General features: G+C 34.7%; 16 protein-coding genes and 2 tRNA genes. 8 read left to right on the top strand and 10 right to left on the bottom strand.

Annotated elements, in window-relative coordinates; genetic code table 11:
- Positions 1 to 44: 44 nt before the first annotated feature.
- The 7 genes from HNQ00_RS07165 to HNQ00_RS07135 form a co-directional block, all read right to left on the bottom strand.
- Positions 45 to 2285: a M1 family metallopeptidase gene (locus HNQ00_RS07165; RefSeq protein WP_173837634.1), complete on the bottom strand. Its 2241-nt coding sequence runs from the start codon at positions 2283 to 2285 to the stop codon at positions 45 to 47.
- A gap of 64 nt (positions 2286 to 2349) precedes the next feature.
- The gene (locus HNQ00_RS07160; protein ID WP_173837633.1) at positions 2350 to 2853 is read right to left on the bottom strand and encodes a DUF6702 family protein; all 504 of its coding nucleotides are present in this window, start codon (positions 2851 to 2853) and stop codon (positions 2350 to 2352) included.
- Positions 2850 to 3605, bottom strand: coding sequence for a hypothetical protein (locus HNQ00_RS07155; RefSeq protein ID WP_173837632.1), 756 nt, complete (start codon positions 3603 to 3605; stop codon positions 2850 to 2852). The genes HNQ00_RS07160 and HNQ00_RS07155 overlap by 4 nt, the downstream gene beginning before the upstream one ends.
- Positions 3589 to 4269: a hypothetical protein gene (locus tag HNQ00_RS07150; RefSeq protein WP_217425256.1), complete on the bottom strand. Its 681-nt coding sequence runs from the start codon at positions 4267 to 4269 to the stop codon at positions 3589 to 3591. The genes HNQ00_RS07155 and HNQ00_RS07150 overlap by 17 nt, the downstream gene beginning before the upstream one ends.
- Positions 4270 to 4306: 37 nt before the next feature.
- Positions 4307 to 4747 carry a hypothetical protein gene (locus tag HNQ00_RS07145; RefSeq protein ID WP_173837630.1) on the bottom strand — a complete coding sequence of 147 codons (441 nt, stop codon included), beginning with the start codon at positions 4745 to 4747 and terminating at the stop codon, positions 4307 to 4309.
- Positions 4731 to 4868, bottom strand: coding sequence for a hypothetical protein (locus tag HNQ00_RS07140; protein ID WP_173837629.1), 138 nt, complete (start codon positions 4866 to 4868; stop codon positions 4731 to 4733). Before HNQ00_RS07140 ends, HNQ00_RS07145 begins: the two co-directional genes overlap by 17 nt.
- 190 nt (positions 4869 to 5058) lie before the next feature.
- Positions 5059 to 5829, bottom strand: coding sequence for a hypothetical protein (locus HNQ00_RS07135; RefSeq protein ID WP_173837628.1), 771 nt, complete (start codon positions 5827 to 5829; stop codon positions 5059 to 5061).
- A gap of 158 nt (positions 5830 to 5987) precedes the next feature.
- On the opposite strand from HNQ00_RS07135, the gene pepE reads away from it, so the two are divergent.
- Positions 5988 to 6695 (top strand): dipeptidase PepE, encoded by a 708-nt coding sequence (pepE, locus tag HNQ00_RS07130; RefSeq protein WP_173837627.1) that lies wholly within the window; start codon positions 5988 to 5990, stop codon positions 6693 to 6695.
- Between the two features lie 41 nt (positions 6696 to 6736).
- Here the strand turns inward: pepE and HNQ00_RS07125 are convergent.
- The 3 genes from HNQ00_RS07125 to HNQ00_RS07115 form a co-directional block, all read right to left on the bottom strand.
- Positions 6737 to 6809, bottom strand: a tRNA-Gly gene (locus tag HNQ00_RS07125).
- A 128-nt stretch (positions 6810 to 6937) separates the two neighbouring features.
- Positions 6938 to 7010: transfer RNA gene (locus HNQ00_RS07120), tRNA-Gly, on the bottom strand.
- A 314-nt stretch (positions 7011 to 7324) separates the two neighbouring features.
- On the bottom strand, positions 7325 to 8050 hold the full coding sequence (locus HNQ00_RS07115; protein ID WP_173837626.1) for a murein L,D-transpeptidase catalytic domain family protein: 726 nt from the start codon (positions 8048 to 8050) through the stop codon (positions 7325 to 7327).
- 192 nt (positions 8051 to 8242) lie between these two features.
- On the opposite strand from HNQ00_RS07115, the gene HNQ00_RS07110 reads away from it, so the two are divergent.
- From HNQ00_RS07110 to HNQ00_RS07080, 7 genes are all read left to right on the top strand, one after another.
- Positions 8243 to 10654 carry a DUF5916 domain-containing protein gene (locus HNQ00_RS07110; RefSeq protein WP_173837625.1) on the top strand — a complete coding sequence of 804 codons (2412 nt, stop codon included), beginning with the start codon at positions 8243 to 8245 and terminating at the stop codon, positions 10652 to 10654.
- A gap of 128 nt (positions 10655 to 10782) precedes the next feature.
- Positions 10783 to 13203 carry a DUF5916 domain-containing protein gene (locus HNQ00_RS07105; protein WP_173837624.1) on the top strand — a complete coding sequence of 807 codons (2421 nt, stop codon included), beginning with the start codon at positions 10783 to 10785 and terminating at the stop codon, positions 13201 to 13203.
- Positions 13204 to 13344: 141 nt separating this feature from the next.
- Positions 13345 to 14862, top strand: coding sequence for a 2,3-bisphosphoglycerate-independent phosphoglycerate mutase (gpmI, locus tag HNQ00_RS07100; protein ID WP_173837623.1), 1518 nt, complete (start codon positions 13345 to 13347; stop codon positions 14860 to 14862).
- A gap of 125 nt (positions 14863 to 14987) precedes the next feature.
- On the top strand, positions 14988 to 15668 hold the full coding sequence (locus HNQ00_RS07095; RefSeq protein ID WP_173837622.1) for a TetR/AcrR family transcriptional regulator: 681 nt from the start codon (positions 14988 to 14990) through the stop codon (positions 15666 to 15668).
- A gap of 1 nt (position 15669) precedes the next feature.
- Entirely contained in the window at positions 15670 to 17331 is a 1662-nt protein-coding gene (locus HNQ00_RS07090; protein ID WP_173837621.1) for a peptidase domain-containing ABC transporter, read from the top strand.
- Between the two features lie 6 nt (positions 17332 to 17337).
- Entirely contained in the window at positions 17338 to 18687 is a 1350-nt protein-coding gene (locus HNQ00_RS07085; protein ID WP_173837620.1) for an HlyD family secretion protein, read from the top strand.
- On the top strand, positions 18687 to 20075 hold the full coding sequence (locus HNQ00_RS07080) for a TolC family protein (RefSeq protein ID WP_173837619.1): 1389 nt from the start codon (positions 18687 to 18689) through the stop codon (positions 20073 to 20075). Before HNQ00_RS07085 ends, HNQ00_RS07080 begins: the two co-directional genes overlap by 1 nt.
- The last annotated feature ends 41 nt before the right edge of the window (positions 20076 to 20116 follow it).

Genomic DNA, 20116 nt, shown 5'->3' with positions numbered 1-20116 from the left:
AAAAAAGACTCTTTGCAGAGTCTTTCCTTTTATATAACTATTCTTTAATCAAACTTAGATTTAGTTTCCTCTTTAGGCCAAGTGTTATTAGTCACATCAATATCAGCTGTTTCTAATTTTGGATCTATTTGGATTTTCTTAATTGCTTTTTCAGTAGCATATACTTTCTTAGCAGTTTCATTAGCTTTTCGCCAAATTTGTGCAGGATACTTAAAGTTCTCTGTTGTACCATCTTCATAAGTAAGCTCAACTAATATAGGCATAATCATTCCACCTGGTTTATTGAACTCTACCTCGTAGAAATACTTAGGTGATTTCAAACTCCCTTTTTCTTCAGCGGTAAGTGTACTTACATAATCAGAAAGTAATTTTACTTCTTCGATTTTTAATGCTTTTTTATCTTTCGAATTCAACTCTGCATTGTCCCCTTCTACCAAGTATACAAATGGGCCTGACTCTACGCCAAAACGACCTCTTCTTACCTTAGCATTTTTTAAGGCTGCAGTAGGAGTTTCGGTAACATAATATTGTTTTACATTACTAATCCCGATATCTACAAAATCAGTTGAATAGAACCAACCTCTAAAGAACCAATCTAAATCTACTCCAGAAGCATCTTCCATTGTTCTAAAGAAATCTTCAGGCGTAGGGTGTTTGAATTTCCAACGGTTTGCATATGTTTTAAATGCATAGTCAAACAATTCTCTTCCCATGATAGTCTCTCTTAAAATATTAAGACCTGTTGCCGGTTTTCCGTAAGCATTGTTTCCAAACTGGATAATCCCTTCAGAGTTTGACATGATAGGTTCTAAGTATTTTTGATCACCACTCATATAAGGTACAATGTTTTTTGCTGGTCCTCTACGAGAAGGGAAGTTTGTTCCCAATTCATCTTCAGCCATGAATTCCATAAACGAATTCAAACCTTCATCCATCCAAGTCCATTGACGTTCATCAGAGTTTACAATCATAGGGAAAAAGTTGTGCCCTACTTCATGAATCACCACACCAATCATTCCGTTTTTAATTTGCTCGCTAGTTACTCCGTTTTCGTCAGGACGACCAAAGTTCCAACAAATCATTGGGTACTCCATTCCTTGATCAGCTGCAGATACTGAAACTGCTTTTGGATAAGGATAATCAAATGTGTGTGATGAATAACTTTTTAATGTATGTGCCACCATCATCGTAGATGTTTCTCCCCATAAAGGATTTGCCTCTTTAGGATATACCGAAGCTGCCATAACAACTTTGTCATTCAATTTTACAGCCATCGCATCATAGATGAATTTTCTAGAAGTTGCGATACCAAAATCTCTAACATTTTTTGCACTAAATTTCCAAGTTTTCTTCTTAGTAGCGAATCCTTTTTCTGCTGCTTCAGCTTCTTCTTGAGTTACAATAACTACTGGTTTATCAAAAGATTTTTGAGCTTGCTCGTATCTTTTAACTTGTGCCGCCGTAAAAACTTCTGCTCTATTTGTAAGTTCTCCAGTTGCCTCCATAACGTGGTCAGCCGGAACAGTAATATTTACATCAAAATTTCCAAAAGGTAAAGCAAATTCTCCACCTCCCCAAAATTGCATATTTTGCCATCCTTCTACATCATTGTACACTGCCATACGAGGGTAGAATTGTGCAATAACATATAATTTATTTCCTTCCTTTTCAAATAACTCATAACCTGAACGACCACCTTCTAACTGATAGTTGTTAATATTGTACCACCATTTAATAGAGAACGTCATGCTTGTTCCCGGCTTCATCGGTGTAACTAGATTGATACGCATCATAGTATGATTGATCGTATAAGATAAAGGAGCTCCCTTTGCATCTTTTACATATTCAATATTGAATCCGCGTTCTAAATCTTGTTTTAAAAATTTGTTTGTAAAATTGTTTGCAGGAAAAGTTTGTTCAAGTCTGTCACTTTCTGCTAATGGTGTTTCAGAATCTTTTGCTGCTTGGTTTTGATCTAACTGTACCCATAAATACTCTAAAACATCAGGAGAATTATTAGTATAAGTAATGGTCTCAGCTCCCATTAATTTTGAATTCTTATCATCAAGCTCAACATCCATTTTATAATCGGCTTGTTGTTGATAGTAAGCTGGTCCTGGCGCACCAGATGCAGTACGAAACATATTAGGAGTTGCTAATAAGTCATACATTTGACTGAACTTATTAGTGTCGTACCTTCCTACTTGTTTAGTGGTTACTGTTGTTGCTTTCTCCTGTGCAAATACAAGTACAGGAAAAAGAACTAAGAGTGTAATTTTTCTCATGGTTAGAATTGAAGTTATTTAAGATTGTGAAAATAACATATTTTAACAAATCTTAAACAACCATTTAAAACTTTAACACATGATTTGTTGCAGATTCTGTAAATAAGAAGCTCTCTTTATCACCAAAGCCCGTAAAATGTGTAATGTTTTGCTGCTCTTGGTCCCAATCAATCAAAACCGCATTGTAGGTGTCTAATGTTTTTACTTTTGAAATGCCACGTACATTTAGATAACATATAATTACATCGCTCTCCATTTCCTTACTCAAATAGTTCATGGTAACAGCTGTTCCATTTACTTTAATTTTAAATTTCTCTGCTAGATATTTTTGCATTAGAACAACATCTTCAGCAGTTTCCTTTGCCGTACCTAAATGGGTTGCTTTTTTATATTTTTTCTCTAAAGCTTTATTCAAATCATCGACAAATATTCTAGTCGTTATTTGGAGCATTTTTTTCTCTGGTGCATAATTGATTTGGTAAATTCCCATGTAAAATTTATGCGCACTAAATGAGGTCAATGCAAACAAAAAGAAAGTCGTTAAGATGCAAATGGTTATTTTTTTCATTTTCCAAAAGTAGTTATTCTTTTGAATTCTGAGTTTTTAGACACTAGAAAATCGAGCAATAAAAATTTATCCGCTGGTTTAAGATACTCTCTTGAAGTAGCATCATCGCTTACAAAAAGCAAAAACAAATCAATTTCATCGGCTTTAAGATCTAGGTCTCTTTCGAAAAAAATAGGATCAAAATTAGCTTTTACATAAGCAGAAAAAGCAACATCATTCATGACCTTATCATCTACATTTGACTGCTTCTTGAATATCTTTTTTACTTCTTTAAAAACGCGTACAAAATCAAACCCATCAGTGATGCGGCCATCTCTTGTCATGACCTGATTTTTAGGAGCTGACTGCGCGTCGTCAAAATATTTTTTATCTACATAGCCTTGCGTATTCTGATTTACAGATTGCACTTTTAATCCATTTGAAACCACAACCTCACTTAACTCATTATTAAATACCTCTAACTTTATTTGAAACAACCGCTCTTGCAAATTAGCATTAGTAAGAACAACTTTCTTAGGTTGAAAACTCATACTTGAAACAATAAGCACATCATCTAGCTGCGCCATAATATCAAAGAAACCTTTAGAATCAATTAACGATCTTGTAGCAGCAGTCACATTAATAACATACCCCCCATCTAAGTTTACAATATCATTTTTAACCTGGCCGTGCAACTCCATACGCCCGTTCACTTGCGCAAAACCAAGTTGGCAACTGAACACTAAAATCATAACTTTAATTAACGTTCTCATCTGTATTTATTTTTTTATATTTTTCTGCTAGAATAACTATTAGAAATTTGATTAATGTCTTGTTTTTTGAATCAATGGCTGCAACAAACTCATCGTCTTCTACACAATAGTATTGAAAACCGCTGATATAGTCGGTTGCTATTTTTAGTTTATCCGTGTAAAAATCGTCTTCAAAAATATAGATTAAACGATCGTAGGCTGCCTGCTTTTTCTCGATAACCACCACTTTTTTAAGCATGGTTTTTCGACCAGACATAGCGTTCAGCAAACCATCGATTCCTCCTCCAGAAGTGGCGGTATACAATTTTCTCTCAGCTTGTGTGTACTTTTTTTGACCCACCGGAATAATACCCAAACTCTCTGCGGTAATGCTTGATTCTTTAATAACCACTTCGTCTAATGCAATACTATTGTACTTTGCTTCAACAAGTATTGAACCTGATAAAAAATCCTCTTTACTGATGTATTTACGTAAAGTTACGAGATTTACCGCAGTAAACACTAGCAAATCGCCTTCTTTTACCGCAATATTAAATTGCCCCACCTCATTTGAAGTGGTGCTTAAATTCAATGTTTGATTAACTATATTGACTTGTCCTATATAGTCACTATCAACCATGATACGTCCTCTCAATGTTCTAGAACCGTCTCCTTGACTATACATTGATTGACAGAGCAATAATATAAAAAGTAATAACGTATTATTTATCCTCACAAGAAATATTTTGTTTGTATTTGTTTGCCAAGTCTATGATCATAAATCGCAGCATTGCCGTCTCTCCTTTTTCTAATTCTTTAGCAAATGTATTGTTTTCAATAACATAAACCTTGAATCCCGAAACATACTCTGCGCAAATCCCCAATTGAGCAGTAAAGAAACTGTCATTATAATAACTACTTAACTTCTCAATATTACTACCTTTTTTCTCCGCTACTATTTGCTTTTTCACGCGCTTAGTGCGGCCGTTTATTTTATTTATCAAAGGGTCTAAAGGCATTGATCCACCTATTAAACCAAGTAACACAATAGGTTTGAAATCTCCTGTAGTTTGCAACCGTCTTTCTGCTTGGGTATATTTTATTTGATCTTTTGAAACAATTCCAAGTGACACCTCATCTATCACATTATGATTTGTAACCACAACCCTCATTTAACACAGTAGCTTTTGAAGTCATTTTTATCGAAATAAAATCAGAAGCGTCAAATTTATCTGGCACTTTGTAATCATAATCTTGAATATTACCACCACTGAAAACAACCAAATCTCCTGATTGAGCAGCTATAGCAAAAACTCCTTGGTTATCACAATACGTATTTTACCTTTGTGTGACATTAACGATTCTTACTGCTTGTTTATAACCATTATCTACCACAACAACACCTTTAAGCATCGTTCTCTGCTTTACTTGACTCAAGGTGATGTGCGAAATAAGCAAAACTAAAATGGTTATATTATTTGGTTTGACCCGCAATAATTACTTTATATTTAGTTGCTAATTCACTTAATAAAAACTCGATTGTTACACGATTTTTTCCTTCTAATATCTTTGTAAATCTATCATTATCAACGGCATAATATTCAAATCCTTTAACGTAATCAGCAGGGATTTGAAGCTTATTTTTTATATAACTCTCACTAAACATTCTTTCAAGCTGCCTTCTAAAAACTTCTTTTTTCTCGTTAACCAGCTCTTTCTTCAACATCGCTGTTCGACCAGAAAACATATTAAATATAGGATCTGCAGATACAGAACCTCCCGCCATTCCACTTCCGTCTGCACTAGCACTCGGGTTCAAAGCAGAAGCACCCTCTAGCCTACGCTCTGCTACAGAATACTTTCTTTGTCCAGCAGAAACAAGACCTAAATCTACCGCATTAATATGGTCGTATCTTTTAATCACCACTTCGTTAAGTTCATTCATAATAGGATACAGGCGTTGTTCTAATTGTCCGTTTCTAAAAAGTGTATCTGTAAGTAATACTCGAATAGACTTATACTGCATACCTGCAAATAGAATCGTTTCACCCATCTTTGCCGCAACTGTAAAACTACCATCGTTTGCCGTTATTGCAGCCGCTTCTGTCTGCACATTTATAACATATATCCCCGCGACTCCTGAGTAACCATCAATCACAGTACCTTTTATAACACCATTATCTACACTCTGCCCAAAGGAAGTTATCGTTAATAAAAGAAAAAACACAACACTTAACTTAACCATACTTCTTATTGAAATTATTTAACATTTGCAGTAAAAGTATCCTATTGTATTCTAAATTAATTACTAAAGGCTTGGTAAAATAATGTTAATAAAAAAATATTCGCTTTTCAATTTAAGGTTTGATTACCTACCTTTAGACATATTAAATTACAAATGAAATGAAAAACATAATTATTGCGAGTACCTCAACCATTCATGGCGGTAGCTACTTAGAATATCTATTAGATGAATTAAAAGTGCATTTTAGAAACTGTGAGACTATTCTATTCATTCCTTACGCTAGACCTAGTGGCATCACGCACGATGAATACACTGCCAAAGCAGCTCAGGCTTTTGCCAAGATAAATATTGCAGTAAAAGGAATACATGAATTTGAAGATGCCGAAGCAGCTATAAAAGATGCCGAAGCAATCTTCACAGGAGGAGGAAACACGTTTTTATTAGTGACACAATTGTACCAGAATAAAATAATGAGTACACTAGCAAATGCTATAAAAAATGGAACACCTTATTTAGGAACAAGTGCAGGAAGTGTAATATGTGGATTAAGCATGCAAAATACAAATGACATGCCTATTATTTACCCTCCAAGCTTTCAAACATTAGCGGTAATTCCTTTTAATATTAACGCCCATTATCTTGATCCTGACACGAACTCTAAACACATGGGAGAGACGCGTGAAACGAGATTAAAAGAGTTTCATTCGTTTAATAATATTCCGGTATTGGGACTTAGAGAAGGTAGCTGGCTTGAAGTAAGAGACAACACGATTACTATAAAAGGAGGATTGCAAGCGAGGCTGTTTATTGCAAACGAAGCGCCTCTCGAAATCGAAGACAATACAGACATTAGTGACTTAAAATAAAAAAAGCCGAAACAAATAAATGTTTCGGCTTTTTTTTAAAGAGCGAAAGACGAGGCTCGAACTCGCGACAACCAGCTTGGAAGGCTGGAGCTCTACCAACTGAGCTACTTTCGCATTAACTGGGTGCAAATATAAAAAATAATTTTATTTTAAAGCAAATATTTTTGACAAAAAATAAAGTAAAAATTACACAACACCTTCTATAAATAAGGAATCCGAAACATTTCTGTTTCGGATTCTAGAGCGAAAGACGAGGCTCGAACTCGCGACAACCAGCTTGGAAGGCTGGAGCTCTACCAACTGAGCTACTTTCGCATTACTGTGGTGCAAATATAGAGAATAAAAACAGTTCAAAACAAGTTTTATTTGAAAAAAAATGACTTAAAATCCACATTAATTTCTAACCATTTTAAAACTAATTCATTACGGAGATTCTTTTTTTTATATTTTCTAATCAATCTACAGCAACAACTACCATTTAACCGCCATTAGCAAGTATACGCTAGTTAATAATAAATGAAGATGCGGTCCATGCGCCTTTTCGACAGTATCTAAATATTATAAACATAAAAAAGCCAGTCATTATTTAACAATGACTGGCTTTTACTATTCTTGAACAATAAGATGTATTAAGAGACTAATTTAGAGCTTACCCTATATCCATTAGAAGGATAATATATAAACAAGCATGACTTGTCTTTTATTGTTTGAATGATATCGTTTGTTAGTGCGACTGGTATTGCTGGACATCCTAAACTTCTACCTAATCGACTATTGTTTTTAATAAAATTTTGAGAAACGTAATCAGCACCGTGAATAACTACCGCACGCTCTCTTGCATTGCTATTAATTCCTTTTTCTAAACCGTCTAATCGCAATGATTTCCCATGTTTACCCACATATATTTCACCGGTAGCATAGAAACCTAAACTGCTTTTAAAAGAGGAAGACACATTTGAAAAACTATTAGCAAACTCATCGCCTGTATTCTTACCGTGTGCAACTAGCGTATTAAATAAAACACTGTTTGTGTTTAAATCAATAACCCACAGGCGGTTTAAATTAGACGACATACTGAAATCAATAACGGTAAGGATGTTTTTACTTATTAATCCTTTTTCCTTTAAATGTTGAAATCCTTTTAATGCTTCTGTAAAGACCTCTACTTGTGGTAAAGAAAAATTATTAGCGTCTAATTTTTCGTAGACCGCTTCTTCACTAGTGATGACTTTTTTTTCTATTACGGCAGCAATAACTTTAGGTTTAGAAACCACAGTAGTATTTGTATCAAAAGAACTAAAACTGAAAGCTACTATAGCCGCCAAAATCACAGGGGTAAAAAACTTATAATTCATTGATGTTAATGTGTTTAAATATTAGATTGGGGATTGCAAAACTATAACATATCTGCATAATAGTATAACATTATATGTTAAAAAAAATTGTGTTACTACCTTAAACATACTAAAATTAACATTTTGGAGCTCAGATTTCTCTTGCACATGAAGTTAATTAAGCTATTTTTGTTCAACCCAAATCAAAATTTCATGTATAAATATTACCGAATTCTTATTTTTGTTGCATTATTTACCACAATTAACAGTTTTTCACAAAAAAAGACCTTAAAAGCAAACTTTAACGCAAAAGGAATTGTAATCGACGGAAAACCAGACGATTTAAGCTGGACTGAGAACAAAAATATCGCTTCAAACTTCATTATGTTTGACCCAGATAACGGTAAACCCATTAGCGAAGACAGGAAAACAGAAGTAAAAGTATCTTATGATAATGATGCAATTTATATTCTAGCCACACTTTATGATAACGAACCTACTAAGATTCAAAGAGAAATTACCAACCGTGATGTCTTTGGGGTTTCTGATCATTTTTCGGTAAATATTAATGGATATAATGACGGTCAGCAGGATTTTCGCTTTTACGTGAGTGCTGCTGGAGTACAAATGGACTGTATCGCCACCGAGGCTGAAGAAGATTACTCTTGGGACGCTATCTGGGATAGCAAAGTAGCCATTACCGATTATGGTTGGGTTGTCGAAATGAAAATTCCGTATGCAGCTTTGCGCTTTTCAAAAGCCGATAAACAAGTATGGGGTATCAACTTTAAAAGAGAAATTAAACGAGACATACAAACCTACACTTGGAACCACGTAGATACAAAAATAGGCGCTGTCTTAACACAGGCTGGAATTTTAGAAGGGATCGAAAACATCAAACCTCCTACCCGACTATTCTTTATACCATACACTTCTACTTACTATCAGCAGGACGATATAACCTCTGATCGAACTTTTAAAGCGGGTCTTGACATTAAATACGGGATCAACGATTCTTTCACTTTAGACGCCATATTAATTCCTGATTTTGGACAAACTAAATTTGATAACGCAATTTTATATCTAGATCCTTTCGAACAAAAATTAGAGGAGAACCGCCCGTTTTTTACGGAAGGAACAAACTTATTCAACATAGGTAATTTATTCTATTCTAGACGTATTGGTGGTTTTCCTACTAGGGAACCTGTCGTTGCAGAAAACGAACAAATTACAGAGTATCCAAGTACTGTAAATCTATTAAATGCGGTAAAAGTATCAGGGCGAACAGAGAAAGGGCTTGGAATAGGCTTTTTAAATGCCGTTACAAAAAAGACTTATGCTACCATCGAAGGCACAACAGTAGATGCGTCAGATATTGCACAAACTAGTAGCCGAAAAGAAGTTATAGAGCCACTAGCTAATTACAATTTAATCGTTCTTGACCAGCGTTTTAATGGCAACTCATCTGTTTCATTTGTTAATGCAAATACCACTCGTAATGGAGACTTTAGAGATGCAAATGCTTCTGCCTTAGTTTTTGATTTAAGTACAAAAGCCAATACGTACAATTTATATGGTGACTTTAAATACAGTACTGTAAACGATGTTGAAGACTATGATGGTTTTAAAACAGCATTAAACTTTGCAAAAACAAGCGGACAGTATCGCTACACGGTGTCTGGAAAATACATTTCGAGCAATTACGATATAAACGATTTAGGTTTAGTTTTTTACACTAATTACCACAACGCATTAGTAAACGGTAGCTACCGCATTTTGAACCCTACAAAATATTTCAATACCTTTAAAATAGAACAAGAACTCAACCTAGAATTGCAAAATACAACGGGAAAAATGCAAGAAGGATGGTACAAAACTTTAATTAAAGCACGTACTAAAAAAAATCACTACATGGAATTTGCACTTGTGCTTAACCCATTTGAAACCTACGATTTCTATGAGCCACGTGTAGTTGGAAGGTATTTACAAATCCCAAAACGTCTTTCTTCCTATTTTGGTATGGAGTTCAACCGTAACAACGCCTTTACATTTGACTTTACTCCTAGCATTGCAGTTTACGATCAAGATGACCGCATTACTTACGGCCTTGCTTTAGGTCCCAAGTACCGTTTTAACGATAAATTTTCTCTCTATTTTGTTATGGATTACTCCAAAAGAAAAAATGATCGTGGATGGGTAGGTTTTGATGATACTGGAATTGTAATTGGTCAAAGAGACCGAGAGATATTGCAAAATGACCTTACCGGAAAATACGCTATCAACAAGAAAATGACCATTAATTTAACCGCACGCTATTACTGGTCTTACTCAGATAACAAACGCTTCTGGAGCTTACAAGACGACGGAACTGTTATTGCAGACCCTACATTTAACTTGAATAAAAATAGAAATTTTAATTCATTCAATGCTGATTTATCTTATTCATGGTGGTTTGCTCCCGGTAGTGAATTATCAATTTTATACCGTAATTATTCACAGGAAAGCGCTAATGTAGTTGAGAGAAATATAAGCCAAAATCTTAAAAATCTCTTCGGCACAAATCAAACGAATATCTTATCAATAAGTGTACGTTATTTTATAGATTATAATCGATTGAAAAATTAATTCTAATTTCATGGCATTAACTGTAACAAAATAACTAAAACCGAGTCTACTATTATAGAATTAACAAAAAAACGCATATTGATTTATGTGTTTTTTTTTAGCCATTTAACCACGCAATAACCGCACTCATGAAGAAGCTACTCTTAGTATCAATCGTACTTATTTTTAATTTTGGCTACAGCCAAAAAAAAGTATTACATACGACCAAGCTTAATGGTGAAGCGATCACTATTGACGGTAAATTTGATGAGATTGCATGGCAAAACGCCGAAGAGGCAAAAGATTTTATCATGTTTAGACCTGACAACGGTAAGAAAATCCCAGAAAATCAGCGAACAATTGTAAAGGTGCTTTATGACAATGACGCAATCTATGTTTCGGCGGTTATGTACGATAATCAACCCGATAAAATATTAAGAGAGATTTCGCAACGAGACGATTTTGGTACTTCTGATGTTTTTGCAGCCTACATTAATGGTTATAATGATGGCCAACAAGAGTTTCAATTTTATGTAAATGCTGCTGATGGCCAAGCAGATTGTATCAATACTGATGCCAGTGGAGAAGATTATTCTTGGGATGCCATCTGGAGAAGCAAAGCACTAATTACCAGTTTTGGGTGGACAGTAGAAATGCGCATTCCTTATGCAGCCCTTCGCTTTTCAAGTGAAGAAAAGCAAACATGGGGAATTAATTTTTTTAGAGAAATACGCAGAGACCGTCAAAAATACACTTGGAATTTTATCGATTCTAACTTAGGTACATTCACGCAACAAGCCGGTATTATGGAAGGAATCGAAAACATCAAACCTCCTACTCGACTATTTTTAATGCCATATTCTTCATTTTACCTTAATGCTAGTGCCGATCAAAAAACTGTAGGAACAGTAAAAGGCGGACTCGACATTAAGTACGGGATCAATGATGCTTTTACACTTGATGCTATTTTAATTCCTGATTTTGGACAAACAAAATACGACGACCAGATCCTAAATCTAGGTCCGTTTGAACAACAATTCAACGAGAACAGGTCATTTTTTACAGAAGGAACCGATTTATTTGCAAAGGGAGACCTTCTTTATTCAAGAAGAATAGGAGGCAAACCAGATCGCCGTGCCAGAATATCTGATGAAGAAGTTTTTTTAGAAAATCCCGCTACTGTAAAGCTGGTTAATGCCTTAAAAATTTCTGGCCGAACTAAATTAGGTTTGGGTGTTGGTTTCTTAAATGCCATCACCGAAAAAACAAATGCAGTCATTTTAAACAACAACACTCAGGAGACACGACAGGAGGAAATCGCCCCACTTACAAACTATAATGTTATTGTCCTTGACCAGCGTTTTAGAAAAAATTCATCGGTATCTTTTACTAATACTAATGTTACTAGAAATGGTTCTTATCGAGACGCAAATGTATCTGCAGTTGCCTGGGATTTAAACACTAAAAAGAATACCTACAATCTAAGCGGAAATTTTAAATACAGTTTTATCAATAGTTTAGAAGATAAAAAAGGAAGTTACAGCACGTTGAATTTTGCCGAAACAAGCGGAAATTACCGCTACAGCATTGGAGGCGAGTTAGTGACTAAAGATTTTGATAATAACGACTTAGGAATCAATTTCGAAACTAATTATTATAGCATTTACGGGAACACAAACTACCGCATTTTAAACCCCACAGATCTTTTTAACAGCTTTAAAATAAGTTTGAATGCCTACACACAGCTGCATAAAGAAACCAGTGAGATTCAAGGAAACGAATTTAGAGCTCAGGTGAATTTTGATACTAGAAACAATCATTATTTTAGCTTTACTGTCAAAGCAAGTCCGTTTAAATCCTATGATTATTATGAAGCCCGAGCCGAAAACACCTTTGTAATACTGCCCGAAAGTTATGAAACTTCAATGTACATTTCTACAAATTACAACAATCGTTTTGCATTTGACTTTAATCCTTCGTACACACTTTTTAACGAACATAAAAGGGAGAGTTATCAATTTTCTTTAGGTCCTCGTTACCGTTTTAATGATCGGTTTTCTCTAAATTATAGTTTTGCATTTACCAGAAGAAATAACAATAGAGGCTATGTGGCTACTTTTGACAATGACTCTAATCCAGCCACAGAAGAGCAAATTATATTTGCAAATCGCAATGTAGTGACATACTCTAATTCTCTTTCAGCAAAGTATTCAATTAGTAGTCGCATGAATTTTAATATGGCCGTACGTCAATACTGGTCGTATGCTGAAAACAAGAATTTTTTAAGCTTACAAAACACTGGTACTTTAAGTACTGACACCCTATACAATCAAAACAAAGACTCTAGTTTTTACTCTTGGAACATGGATCTATCTTATTCTTGGTGGTTTGCACCCGGTAGCGAATTATCGATATTGTATCGTAATAATGCTGCAGATTTTGACAGTGTAATCAATAAAAACTTTAACAGCAATGTTACTTCATTACTCAATAATGAATCACTAAATCATAGCTTTTCTATTAGCATTAAATATTTCATCGACTACAATAGATTAAAAAGTAAATCATAAGGTGCATTAATTTTAAAATAACAAAGCTTCTATAAGTAATTTGGTAGAAAATTAATCTGATTCTTTAGTAATGTGCAATACTTATTTTGATCCTTCGATAGCATTTTTAAAACCATTATCTTTGTTTAAAATCACAGCAATATGAACAAGAAAGTAATACTAATGATTCTAGATGGATGGGGAAAATCTCCTGATCCTAAAGTTTCTGCCATAGACAATGCAAACGTTCCTTTTATAAATAGTCTTTACAAAAATTACCCTAGTGCACAATTAAGGACAGATGGTCTACATGTAGGACTTCCTGAAGGCCAAATGGGAAATAGCGAAGTAGGTCATATGAATTTAGGCGCAGGCCGAATTGTTTACCAAGATCTAGCAAAAATTAATTTGGCTGTAGCCAATAAGACACTAGCAGAAGAACAGGTTTTAATCGATGCCTTCAAGTACGCAAAAAACAACAATAAAAAAGTCCATTTCTTAGGCTTAGTCTCTGATGGTGGCGTACACTCACACACTTCGCATTTACGAGGGTTAATAGATGCTACGCAGGACCACGGCTTGCAAAACGTTTTTATACATGCCTTTACTGATGGTCGTGATGTAGACCCTAAATCAGGTAAAAAATACATTCAAGATTTAGAAAATTATATTGCTCCTACTACTGTTAAATTAGCCTCGATAATAGGGCGCTATTATGCAATGGACAGAGACAAACGATGGGAACGCATCAAATTAGCGTATGATTTAGTTGTTAACGGACATGGAGAAGCTTCTAAAAATGCCATTGTAAGTATCGAAAAAAGCTACCAAGAGGAAATTACCGATGAATTCATCAATCCTATTGTCATGGTCGATGCCAATGATAAAGCAATTGCAACAATCGAGGAAGACGACGTGGTTATTTTCTTTAATTTTAGAACTGATAGAGGTCGTGAATTGACGGAAGCATTATCACAACAAGACTTTCATGAGCAAAACATGCACAAGATGAACTTGTACTATGTGACTTTAACCAATTATGACGAAACTTACAAAGAGGTAAAAGTTGTTTACAATAAAGACAACATCACCGAAACGCTGGGGGAAGTATTAGAACGAAATAATAAAACACAAATTAGAATTGCCGAAACAGAAAAGTACCCGCATGTAACTTTCTTTTTCTCAGGTGGAAGAGAAATTCCGTTTAGAGGTGAAAAAAGAATCTTGCGCAATTCTCCAAAGGTAGCAACATACGATTTACAGCCAGAAATGAGCGCATTTGAATTAACAGATGCTTTAGTTCCTGAATTAGAAAAAGGAGATGTTGATTTTGTGTGTTTAAACTTTGCTAATGGTGACATGGTAGGACATACTGGAATGATGGATGCTGCAATTTTAGCCTGTGAAGCTGTAGATAAATGTGTCGAAAGAGTCATTACTACCGCCATAGCACACGATTACACAGTTTTAGTTATCGCTGATCATGGAAATTGTGAAACGATGATTAATCCAGATGGAAGCCCTAACACAGCGCACACTACAAATCCGGTTCCATTTATACTAGTAGATAAAGACATTAAAAAAGTTAATGATGGCGTTTTAGGTGATATTACACCTACGATTCTTGCACTTATGGGAGTTGAAAAACCAGCTGTCATGACGCAACATTCACTTTTATAGACAGTAAAATTTATACTATATCATAAGGCTATTCTAATCGAATAGCCTTTTTTAATATAAAAATTATCTTAAAATTATTGTTTTTGATAGTATTACTATTATATTTGCACAATAAATGATTAGTAATGAAAGATATTATCGCTTCTATAAAAATTCAGGTAAACGAAAAAATATACGTTAAAGATCCTGAAACCAGCAAATTAGGAAAGAAAATTATACAAGAAAGCATTATCTTGATAGATGAGATAGGCTTTGATAACTTCACTTTCAAAAAGCTGGGCGAAAAAATTGGCTCAAATGAGAGTTCGATATACCGCTATTTCGAGAACAAACACAAATTGCTAGTATATCTTTCTTCATGGTATTGGAGCTGGATGGAATACAAATTGTTTTTTGCCACTACAAATATTTCAGATTCATTTGAAAGGTTAAAAAAAGCAATACTAGTAGTCACCGAAAAAGTGGAAGATGATGAAACAACAGCTCACATTAACGAATCTATCTTAAATAAAATCATCATCTCTGAGTTTACTAAAACATTGCATACAAAAGAGGTAGATGAAGAAAATAAGGAAGGTTTTTTCTTAATTTACAAAAGAGTAATCAATAGAATTGTACTTTTAATAAACGAAGTAGATCCTGAATACCCATTTGCTAAAAGTCTGGCTTCAAATATTATCGAAGGCGCATTGCATCAACAGTTTTTAAGAGAACATCTCACCACAATTACTAACTGCAATACTGAGATAAGCCCAGCTGATTTTTACATTCATTTGATTACAACAGTTTTAAAAAAACAGATTTAATATGACACCATTAAAAAGATTTTACAACCTACTTGCATTAGACAAAAAAGACATTACTCAACTTTTTTTATATGCAATTTTTGCTGGTTTAATTAGTTTATCACTTCCGTTAGGAATTCAAGCAATTATTAATTTTATACAATCAGGGCGCGTAAGTGTATCCTGGATTGTACTGATATTTTTAGTAGTGATGGGAGTAGCATTAGTTGGTTTCCTTTCCCTAATGCAATTAAGAATTACAGAGAACTTACAACAAAAAATCTTTGTGCGCTCCTCATTTGAATTTGCGGTGCGCTTGCCTAAAATAAAATTTGACCAACTGTACAATACGTATCCGCCGGAGTTGGCTAATCGCTTTTTTGATACGATGACAATTCAAAAAGGAACATCAAAGTTATTAATTGATTTTTCAGCTGCCTTACTGCAAATTGTTTTCGGAATCATCTTATTGTCGTTGTACCACCCGTACTTCATTTTGTTTGGGATCACGCTACTTATTTTACTTTATTTTATTTTCAAATTGTCTTATATTCCGGGGCTAGAAACTAGTTTAAAAGAGTCTAAAAACAAATATAAAGTAGCCCACTGGTTGCAAGAAATGGCGCGTAATAATTATAGTTTTAGAAACCAATTAAACTTTGATTATGGTTTGCAAAAAAACGATGCCTTAGTGAGCGAATACCTCAACTATCGTGAGAAGCATTTTAATATTATTAAAAGACAATTCACACAACTAATTGTTTTTAAAATCATTATTACAGCAAGTTTGCTGTCAATAGGTGGCTTTCTAGTAGTTTCACAACAAATGAATATTGGGCAGTTTGTCGCCGCAGAAATTATCATTTTACTGGTTATTAATTCTGTAGAGAAAATCATCATTGGTTTAGATACTTTTTATGATGTCCTAACCTCTGTAGAAAAAATAGGCCAAGTAACCGATTTAAAGCTGGAGGAAGAGTTTGAGAATGACACCACTGACTATTGCTACTCTGATATTTCGTTAGAAACAGAAAACCTACAGTTTAAATTTCCTGATGCTAAAAACGCTACTTTAAAAGCCATCTCTCTAAAAATAGATCAAGGGGAACGCATTATTATAAACGGAGACAATGGATCAGGTAAAACCACTCTAATGCGTGTATTGTCAGGCTTGCTAAAGCCTACAACAGGTAGCTTGTTTATCAATGATGCCACATTTAAAAAAATTGACTTAAGACAGTACCGTTCGCAAATAGGAAGTGTAATTCATGGTGAATCTCCATTTGAAGGAAGTTATTTAGAAAACATCAGCTTTAATGACCCCGCAATCACGCAAGAGGATTTAAAGTGGGCGATAGATGGCGTGCAACTTAGTAGTTACATCAAGTCTCTACCGGATAGTTTAGAAACCCCTATTTTTCCTGAGGGTCGCCAATTATCTTCATCTAATGCACAAAAAATACTACTAGCTAGGAGCATCATTCACAAGCCGAAAATTCTATTTTATGAAGATCCTACAGACACAATGGATACAATTGTGGCAAATGCAATAATAGATTTCATCACAGATGAAGCACACCAATGGACCATTATTGTATCATCAAAAAACCCTTACTGGAAAACCAAGTGCAATAGAGAAATCACCATGGAAAAAGGCCGAATTGTACTAGACCAACAAAAATAATAAACGATGCTAAATATATCTGACAACAATAAAATGGGGGTTTCAAATTGGGATAAATTCCAAACCATTAGAAACCTCAACTTAAAATCTAATTCACGAACTTTAAACAAGATTATCATTTTCTTTTTTATTCTGGGAGTACTCATTTTATTCCTGCCTTGGACCCAGAATATATCTGGCTCTGGGGCTGTAACCACTTTAAAACCCAATCAAAGACCACAATCAATTCAAAGTGTTATTTCTGGTCGAATAGAGAACTGGTATGTGCAAGAAGGTGATTTTGTAAATAAGGGCGATACCATCTTATTTATCTCTGAGATCAAAGAAGATTACATGGATCCCAACTTAGTTGCAAACACTCAAAAACAGGTAAATGCTAAGAAAATGTCTTTAGAATCATACGGTTCAAAAGTGTCTACTTTATCAACCCAGATTAGGTCTATTGAATCAGAAAGAGGATTGAAATTCGAGCAGGCTCAAAACAAAATCAAACAGTCGCTGCTTAAAATTAAGAGCGACAGTATGGACCTTGTTGCGGTAAAAACCCAACTTAAAATTGCCAACACGCAGTTTGATCGTGCGATGCAATTAAATAAAGAAGGCCTAAAACCACTGACAGATGTCGAAGAAAAAAGATTGAAATTACAAGAGGTTGAAGCTAAAATTATAACGCAAGAAAATAAATTCTTATCGAGTAAAAATGAGTACATCAATGCTAAAGTAGAAACCAATAGAATTAATGCTGAATATGCTGAGAAAATGTCTAAAGCTCAAAGCGATCAATACACTGCTTTAAGCAACCAGTTTGACACCGAAGCTCAGGTAAATAAGCTAGAAAATCAATATGCTAATTACAGCATAAGAAACGGTATGTATTATATTAAAGCACCGCAAAGCGGTTATGTAAATAGGGTTTTACAGGCGGGAATAGGTCAAACTGTAAAAGAAGGTACGCCTATTGTAAGTATCATGCCAGCGGTTTTTGATATCGCAGTAGAAACCTATATTGACCCAATCGATTTACCGCTAGTACACCGCGGAGAAAAAATAAGAGTGTGGTTTGACGGTTGGCCTACAATTGTATTTTCTGGATGGCCTGATGTGTCTTATGGAACCTTTGGTGGGAAAATCGTTGCTATAGAGAACTTCATTAGCGACAATGGAAAATACCGTATGTTGATAGCTCCAGATAAAGAAGCAGAACCATGGCCTAAAGAGATTAGTATCGGTTCTGGTGCTGAGACAATTGCACTACTAGACACTGTGCCAATTTGGTTTGAAATTTGGCGTATCCTAAACGGCTTCCCTCCTAACTACTACAAATCAGATGTTAAAACAACTAAAGAGAAAAAATAATGAAACAGCTATTGCTCCTTTTTATCCTTGTTGGAAACATCATGTACAGTCAAGAGCTCCCTACAAACGAATTTAGTTATAATGAGTTTTTAGGCTACGTAAAGAAATACCATCCACTGGTGAAAAGCGCTAACTTAGAAATCGATAAGGCACAAGCAAACTTAATGCAAGCAAGAGGTGGTTTTGATCCAAAAATCGAGGTGGATTTTAAAGAAAAACAATTCAAAGACAAAGAATACTATTCGATACTAAACAGCAGCTTTAAAATACCTACATGGTACGGAATCGAAATCAAAGCGGGTTTTGAGAACAACGACGGAATTTATTTGAATCCAGAAAATACTGTACCTAACAAAGGACTAGCCGCTCTAGGAATCACCGTTCCATTAGCTCAAGGCTTATTGATTAATCAACGTATGGCCGATGTACGTAAGGCAAAAATCCAACTACAGTTGTCACAAGCAGAGCAAAAACTGCAGGCAATTGAAGTACTCTATGATGCCTCTGTGGCTTATTTCTCTTGGAGAAAAACATTCAACGAGGTAAAGCTTTATGAGACATATAATAAAAATGCAATCATTCGTTTTGAAGGCATTAAGTCTTTGATTAAACAAGGGGACAAACGTGCAATTGACAGTATAGAAGCAGGAATAAGTTTAAAAAGCAGGGAATTGAGTCTTGAAAATGCCCGACTAAAACTGCGAAAAGCGCAATTGTCGCTCGCTACTTTCTTATGGCTAGACAACAGCATTCCGTTTGAACTTGTTGATACCATGGTTCCTGAGAAAAATCTAGAGCTTACTATTCAAGAAACTTTGCGCACTAACGACCTAACTCAAGGAGATTTTTCACTGGATGCACATCCTAAAATTAATGCGCTCAAGAACAAAATCGACATGTTGACAGTAGACAAAAAACTAAAAGCTAATATGTTGCTACCAAAGATTGATGTGGGATATTCCTATATTTCAGAGCCTAGTTATATTGATGATTACGAATTTGAGAACTACAAACTCAGCGTGAATTTTTACTTCCCATTGTTTCTTAGAAAAGAACGCGGAAGTTTAAAACTAGCACAATATAAAATACAGGAAAGTGAGTTTGCTTTGAATTTAGAGCAGCTCCAACTTTCGAATAAAATCAATGCTCAAAAATTTGAAATTGAGAGTTTATCTAAACAAAATAAAATCGTTAAAACCTTAGCTAGCGACTATAAAATTATGCTACAGTCTGAGGAGCGTTTGTTTTCTTTTGGCGAAAGCTCGCTGTTTTTAATCAATAGCAGAGAGAATAGTTTGATTAGTGCTCAGCTCGCCGCAATTGATTTAGAAAACAATTATTTCATTTCGAATGCAAGTCTTTTTAAAATCTTAGCCAATCCTAATTAGATAATTTTAAAATCGTACTTTTGCAAACTGAAAATTAGAAA

Origin of the sequence: Flavobacterium aeripolare (assembly GCF_013294025.1) — a bacterium.
Lineage (GTDB): Bacteria > Bacteroidota > Bacteroidia > Flavobacteriales > Flavobacteriaceae > Flavobacterium.
This window is presented reverse-complemented; position numbering and strand designations above follow the sequence as displayed.

Bases quoted from the DNA above. Each gene is read 5' to 3' on its own strand.
- HNQ00_RS07105 (WP_173837624.1), top strand. From the start codon at position 10,783: ATGAAGAAGCTACTCTTAGTATCAATCGTACTTATTTTTAATTTTGGC.
- HNQ00_RS07095 (WP_173837622.1), top strand. From the start codon at position 14,988: ATGAAAGATATTATCGCTTCTATAAAAATTCAGGTAAACGAAAAAATA.
- HNQ00_RS07080 (WP_173837619.1), top strand. From the start codon at position 18,687: ATGAAACAGCTATTGCTCCTTTTTATCCTTGTTGGAAACATCATGTAC.
- HNQ00_RS07165 (WP_173837634.1), bottom strand. From the start codon at position 2,285: ATGAGAAAAATTACACTCTTAGTTCTTTTTCCTGTACTTGTATTTGCA.
- HNQ00_RS07160 (WP_173837633.1), bottom strand. From the start codon at position 2,853: ATGAAAAAAATAACCATTTGCATCTTAACGACTTTCTTTTTGTTTGCA.
- HNQ00_RS07155 (WP_173837632.1), bottom strand. From the start codon at position 3,605: ATGAGAACGTTAATTAAAGTTATGATTTTAGTGTTCAGTTGCCAACTT.
- gpmI (WP_173837623.1), top strand. From the start codon at position 13,345: ATGAACAAGAAAGTAATACTAATGATTCTAGATGGATGGGGAAAATCT.
- HNQ00_RS07150 (WP_217425256.1), bottom strand. From the start codon at position 4,269: ATGTATAGTCAAGGAGACGGTTCTAGAACATTGAGAGGACGTATCATG.
- HNQ00_RS07110 (WP_173837625.1), top strand. From the start codon at position 8,243: ATGTATAAATATTACCGAATTCTTATTTTTGTTGCATTATTTACCACA.
- HNQ00_RS07090 (WP_173837621.1), top strand. From the start codon at position 15,670: ATGACACCATTAAAAAGATTTTACAACCTACTTGCATTAGACAAAAAA.
- HNQ00_RS07115 (WP_173837626.1), bottom strand. From the start codon at position 8,050: ATGAATTATAAGTTTTTTACCCCTGTGATTTTGGCGGCTATAGTAGCT.
- HNQ00_RS07085 (WP_173837620.1), top strand. From the start codon at position 17,338: ATGCTAAATATATCTGACAACAATAAAATGGGGGTTTCAAATTGGGAT.
- HNQ00_RS07135 (WP_173837628.1), bottom strand. From the start codon at position 5,829: ATGGTTAAGTTAAGTGTTGTGTTTTTTCTTTTATTAACGATAACTTCC.
- pepE (WP_173837627.1), top strand. From the start codon at position 5,988: ATGAAAAACATAATTATTGCGAGTACCTCAACCATTCATGGCGGTAGC.